This is a genomic window from Actinomyces sp. ICM39, from assembly GCF_000282935.1.
Taxonomy (GTDB): Bacteria; Actinomycetota; Actinomycetes; order Actinomycetales; family Actinomycetaceae; genus Pauljensenia; species Pauljensenia odontolytica_B.
In genome coordinates this window covers 1-6,312 of sequence record NZ_ALCB01000101.1, presented here as the reverse complement: position 1 = coordinate 6,312, position 6,312 = coordinate 1, and the positions used below count along the sequence as shown (strand labels likewise).

At 62.9% G+C, this 6,312-nt stretch carries 1 protein-coding gene; it reads right to left on the bottom strand.

The features are described from left to right. Positions 1 to 5,797, bottom strand: a 5,797-nt coding sequence (locus HMPREF1137_RS06290) for an SdrD B-like domain-containing protein (protein WP_007590139.1), incomplete at its 3' end; no start/stop codon positions are given. Positions 5,798 to 6,312: the final 515 nt, after the last annotated feature.

Here is a 6,312-nt window from a genome sequence, read left to right as displayed (position 1 = left end):
CAGCCATGGCCGCCATACCACCCAGAACGGAAGCGTCCGAGCCGGTACGAGCCAAGACCTTTGCCACCGTGGTGGACGGCGTCGGGGCCGGGGTGTCCGGCGTCGGAGCCGGAGGCACCGTCAGCGGGAAGTCCACATCCAGGTTCTCCTCACCTTCACCCACCGTGACGGTCATCGAGGTCGTCGCAGCGTTATAGCCGGCGGGAACCTCGATGTCGACCGTGTAGGTACCGGGGATCAGGCCCGTGAAACGGTAACGACCATCAGAATCGGTGGTGGTGCGAGCCAGCTCCACGCCGTTGGCGTCCTTGAGGATCACGGTCACGTTCGGCGCACCGGGCTCGCCGTTATCCGCACCGTTACCGTCCTCGTCGTACCACACGCGGTCACCGATCGTGGCGGGAGCAAGCAGACCGAAGTCCACGCCCTGCACCGACGCATTCGTAATCGTCACCGCAGCCTGCGTCGCGCCCCGACCCGTGTACGCCTGGGTCGGAATCAGACCAGCCAGATCACCCTTGTCGGGATCCACGATCGCGACGCGGTACGAGGCAGGAGCCAGACCCACAAACTGGTAGGCACCCTTCTCGTCGGTCACCGCAGTCATGGGATCACCGTTCGCGTCCAGCACCGGAGTGCCGTCCTCCTTCAGCAGAGCAACCGTCACGCCCTTAAAGCGCTGCTCAGAATCACTCTTGGAGTACGACGCATCCGAATCACGGTAGATCGTGCCACCCAGGTTGAAACCACCCTTGAACGAGGCCGAGGACTCGTTGTTGGTCGGATCATCGCCCGGCTGATCCTGGTGCGTAATCCTGGCAACGTTCGTCACCAGCTTGCCCGCACCATCACCAGTGATCTCAACCGTGATCGCGATCTTCTTCACCTCACCCTTCGCCAGGGTCAGGCCAGACAGATCCCACACACCAGTGGCCGCATCGTAAGTACCATCACCCTGCGAGGACACAAAGCTCACGCCAGAAGGAAGCTGATCGGAGACAGTCACGCCCGTCGCCGCGCCAGGACCGTTATTGGTCAGCGTCAGCGTGTACGTCACCTTCGCGCCCGGAGTGAACTCGAAGGACTTCTGAGCCTCCTCATCCGGATCGGTGATCTCCTTGAGAATCGCAGTATCAGCCGAGATGCCAAAACCCCAGTCCTGATCCAGGTTCGAGTTGTTCTCACCCGTCAGCGTCAGGTTAGCCGTCAGCTTAAACGCCTGCGCCAGCTTCTCCTTATCGGCCTTCACCTCACCAGACACAACCTTCTTGGCATCCACATCACCCGCAGGCGAATGCGTCAACACATCCAGCAGCGGCTCCGCCTTCAGAAGAGTCTCGGGATCAACCGACACCTTGTACTCACCAGGCAGCAGATTCTCAAACTTGTACTTGCCATCAGCGTCCGTCACCGTCTCAACCGTACGAGTCACACCACCCGGACCCGTCCAGGTCAGCGTCACCTTCACGCCCGCCAACGGCTTGTCACCAGCATCGGGGGCACCCCCGCCGTTCTGGTTGACATCCACGAACAGCTGATCACCAATCACACCAGTACCAACCAGACCGTAGTCCACGGTCTTGTCTTCCTGGCCCTGGGCAAGGCTCACCACAGACTCGGTGCCATTAGAGTCGGCACCGCGATCGTCGCCAGCCTGCGACACAGTCGCCTCATAACCCACAGGGTTGGTGAAGATGACCTTGTAATCGCCGGGCAGCAGGTTCTCGAACTTGTACTTACCAGCAGCATCCGTACTCACAGCCGCAACCGGATTACCATCCAGGTCAACGACGGGGTTGCCGGACGCGTCCGCGATGGTTGCGGTGATACCGGGCAGAGCCGGCTCGTCGGAATCCTGGAGACCGTCCTTGTTCGCGTCGAACCAGACGTAGTCGCCGACAGACGCAGGCTTGACGAAACCGAAGTCGACCTTCGTCACGTGAGGTGCGGCAGCCGTGAGCTCGATCGGCGCGGGGGTCACGAGCTTGCCCTGGCCAACCTGGGTACGGTCCGTGGAGGAGCCGTAGCCGTAGGTCTGCTTGTAGTCGGACAGCTTCGCGTCGGTCCCGTCGACCTTCAGCTCACCCGGGACGACCTCGACCTTGTAGGAGCCGAGCGGCAGGCGGTTGAACAGGTAGTTCCCGTCGGCGTCGGTCTTCGTGGTGATATCCGCGCCGGAGTCGTCCTTCAGGGGGTTGCCGTCCGCGTCGAGCAGACGCAGCGTCACACCCTCGAAGGGCTTGTCGTTGCCAGTACCGAAGGTCCACGAGGCATCGGCATCGTTGAAGATGGTGCCTGCGATCGTGCCGCCGACCTTGAAGGTCGCGCTCGAGGTGTTGTTCTTCTTGTTGGAGTCGATCTGGTCATACTCGCCCAGCGTCGCCGTGTTCGTGATGGTCGCTCCCTCGGTTGCGGGCTTGACCTTCACGAGGACGTAGAGCGTCTCAGTACCACCAACGTTGAGGTTGGTGTCGAGAATGCCGGACTCCATCGCGGTCCAGGTGCCAGCTGCTGCATCGTAGGAAGCGGTCGCGTAGGCCGGGCCCGTGCAGGGGCTCGTCGCACCGTCCTGGCAGATGCGCGTCTCGGCGGACACGTACTCGACGCCTTCGGGCAGCTTGTCGGCGACGTTCATGCCCGAGGCGACGGCCGGACCGTGGTTCTTCAGGTTGACCTTGTAGAGCACGTGGTCGCCCGGCATGATCGCCTCGGACGACTCGATGGTTTCGGGCAGGCCGTTCGCGTCGCGCACGACCTCGTCACCGTTCATCTTGACTCGAGCCACGGTCTTGTTGACCTCGACGTCGGTCGAGACGTTGATGCCGACCTTGGGGGCCTCGTTGGGCAGCAGGTAGGACACCTTGCCGTTCTCGGTGACGCCACCCGCCATGGCAACGGAGTTCCAGGCGATGAGGTTGGCGTTGACCGGGGAGGTCATGGTCGCGACGAACTGGATCTTCTCGCCCACTTCGATGTCGCGGTTCATGACGATGCGGAAGCCGGTGATCGAGGCCAGGTTGGCGGGAGCATCGCCCCACGCGTCGGGGGTACAGCCGGCGGGGGCGTCGTTCATGGCGCCACCCACGGCCAGGACCTCGCCGCGGCAGGGGTTGGGAACCGTGGAGTACTGGATCGTGATGTCCGAGGCGGGAACCGTCGTGATTTCGGGGTCGCGGCCCTGACGTTCCTTCACCGACTGGAACGTCCAGTTCGTGGAGTTCAGGTTCGGCTTCCAACGAGACTCACGAGCCTGGTTGGCTGCGGGTCCGACACCCACGTCACCCACGTAGGGCAGGATGTCGTAGGCCACGACCTTTGTCAGCGGCGCATTGCCCGCATTGCCGATCGTAAAGCGGTAGGCGCCGTCGGCACCCGGGTCGATCTCGGCGATCTCACCGGCGGGAACGAAGTCATCGTTCTTGTTGCCCTTGACTTCCTTCGCGATCGTCATACCTGCGGTCGTGGCGATCTTGAAATCCACGCTGGAGTCACACAGGAAGTCGGTCGTCGAACCGTCCTGGTTGAGGTCGAGCGTGTCCTGAGCGCGACTGCGGATGCAGTACTTGAGGTTGCGGACACTGCGGTCCTCCTCGTAGGGCTTCGCACCGCCACCCGGCATGAACGCCCATGCGGTGTTCGTCGTATCACCGGCGGGGGCGGTGGCGAGGACGTTAGCGTCGTACTTCGAGAAGAACGCGCCTTCAACCGGATCCGGGACGATCCAGCGGATCAGGGTGCGGCCGGTGTTGTTGAAGTTCTTTTCCACCTCGACCTTCACCTTGGCCGGGTCGTAGGGGGTGCCGTCGGGGTTCTTCAGGACGGAGTAGCTCTCGGCACGAATGTTGGACGCGTCGTCCACGTCGAGGCCCTCGGGCAGCAGGTCCACGACCGTGAACGGCGTGGGGGTACCGCCGTCGACGGCCTTGCGGGCCTCGGCGACGATCATGAAGCTGGCGGGCTTGCCGACGACGACGGGGTTGGTACGCAGTTCCTTACTGACCCGAACACCGGGCACCTCGGTGCGGATACGGGTCCAGCTACACGTGTTGTCCTTCGAGACGGCGACGGTACCCGTGTCCTTGTCCGTGACCTTGACGGACGCGCAGTTCTGGATACGGACGTAGTCCTCGGAGGCCACGGTGTCGTAGTACTTCTCCGGCGGCAGGGCTGCGTTGTAGTGGTTCGCAAAATCTGCGGGTTCGGTCTTCGGGACGTCGCGCGAGACCTTGCTGATCAGATCGACGGTCGGCCTGGCCAGCGGGGCAACATCGGTCTCGATGACGAAGCGGGTGATCCACTCGCCGTCCGGCAGGGTCAGAGTGCGGGTGTTCTTGTAGGTCACCGTCTCGTGGTTACCCTTGTTGGTCCAGTACTCGAAGGTCCAGCCGCTGATGTCTTCGTACCCGGACTTGGTGGAAATCTTGAACTCGTAGGGGCCAACGAAGGCTGGCTTATCGCAGCCATCGCCAGCGGCCTTGCCGTCCTCGGAGGACCAGGTGCAGGGCATGACGTCTTCCCAGCGGAAGTGCACGGTCGTGTTGCCGTTGTTGCTGCCCTCGAAACGCCAGGGCAGTTCGTCACCGCGCGCGTAGTCGCGGTTGTAGGTGCCGATCTTCTCAGCGCTGGCCTCGACCCTGCGCTCGGCGAAGCCGTGCGTGATCTCGGAGCTCTTGGACACGACGTTCGTCGGCTCGTTCATGCCCTCGGCCGTGATGGTCGCCGTGTTGGTGACCGTGTCGGCGGTCGTCACCGTGCCCTCGGGGTACTTGACGGTCACGGTGGAGGTGAGGGGGTTCTGGTATGTCCACTTGTCGTACGACCACGTCACGGAGTGGGTGGCCGGGTCGTAGACACCGCCGTTCGAGGCGGTAACGAAGACGGCCTGCGCGGGCAGCGGGTCGACGACCTTGATGTTCTGCACCTGCTGGAAGCCGATGCCGACGAGCTTGCCGTTGTAGGCCGAGCCGCCCCAGCGGGTACCGACCTCGTTCGGCTTGGTCGTGTCGTTCTGCTGGTAGCCGTAGCTCAGCTCGTACGTGGCCTCGCCGCCAACGGCGGGGTAGTACAGGCGGTTCGTCGGGCCGGACTTCTTGATGGCGACGTCGGTCGAAGCGGTCCAGGTTGTGCTCAGCGTCTGCTCGACGCTAGCGGCGTTGTTGGCCGAGAAGACGACGTTCTGCGTGGTGGTGGAGTTGTTCGGAGCATCGTTGCCGTTGTAGTGCCACGGAATCTGGATGCGGTCCGACGTGCCGGCGGGCAGCGGATCCTTCAGCGTGAAGCGGTAGCGCTGCACGCGCGCACCGTCGGCAGAGTTCTCGACGAAGTTCTCGCTCTTCGCGACAACGTCGCCGGTGACGGGCACGACCGTGTAGCCCTGCTCGATAAGCTTGAGCCCGGCCGGAGTGATCGGGCCGGGCAGGGTCATCTCGATAACGGCGCCCTGACAGGGCGTGGTCACCGACGAGCACGAGAAGTTGATCGTTGTGATCTGCTGGTCGCGGACTCGCAGGGTGGTGGAGTCGTTGACGACGGTCATCGCCAGGGTGGCGGACTCGTCGCGGGCGGCAGCGGGGGCGGCAACGCCCTCAGCGCTGACGGCTACGTCGGCGGCCTCCGCATCGGACGAGGCAGTGGCGGCGTCCTGGGACGACGCCACGTCGGTTTCTTGTGTGCTTTCGTCGGCGGCGTTGGCTCGCATGGCGAGGGGTGTCAGCGACGTGACGAGAAGCGAGAGAGCGGCCAGACTGGCAGCACCCGCAACGCCCACACGGGCGCGGAACGGACGCAGTCGAGACATCGACTTCTCCTTCTGTGGGGCAGAAAGTGGACAGGATGCCTCCCAGCGTAGTGAAGGCCCCGATCCCTATCTAGCCCTTACACATCAGCACATCATGGCGGATAACGACTGCAATGTCGGGAAGAGCGTGTTCCACAGTTTCTAAGCAAGTTCTCTGAACTGATGGTTAGTTGAGCAATCGCACGGGCGACCGAGATTTATTGAATAATCATGAAATCCCTGCCGACTCGATCAATCAATAATGACCGAGTCGATAGAAATAGCGTAAAGAACGACAAGATAGCCGAGTGCTTAAGCTCACATACTTATTGACCGTTAGTTGATTAGAGCGTTGTTGCGGGGTGGCGTGCGGGCGAGCGGCACATAAAGGGAGGGGGCGCGGGACCTGTATGGTCTCGCGCCCCCTCACCTAGGTGGGCTCACCCCGTGTGGGTGGGGTGTGCGCCCGCGTTGGGGTTAGGCCTCCTCGCGGTCGCGGCGGCGCTTACCCGCCAGAGCCGCGAAGCCAGCGATAG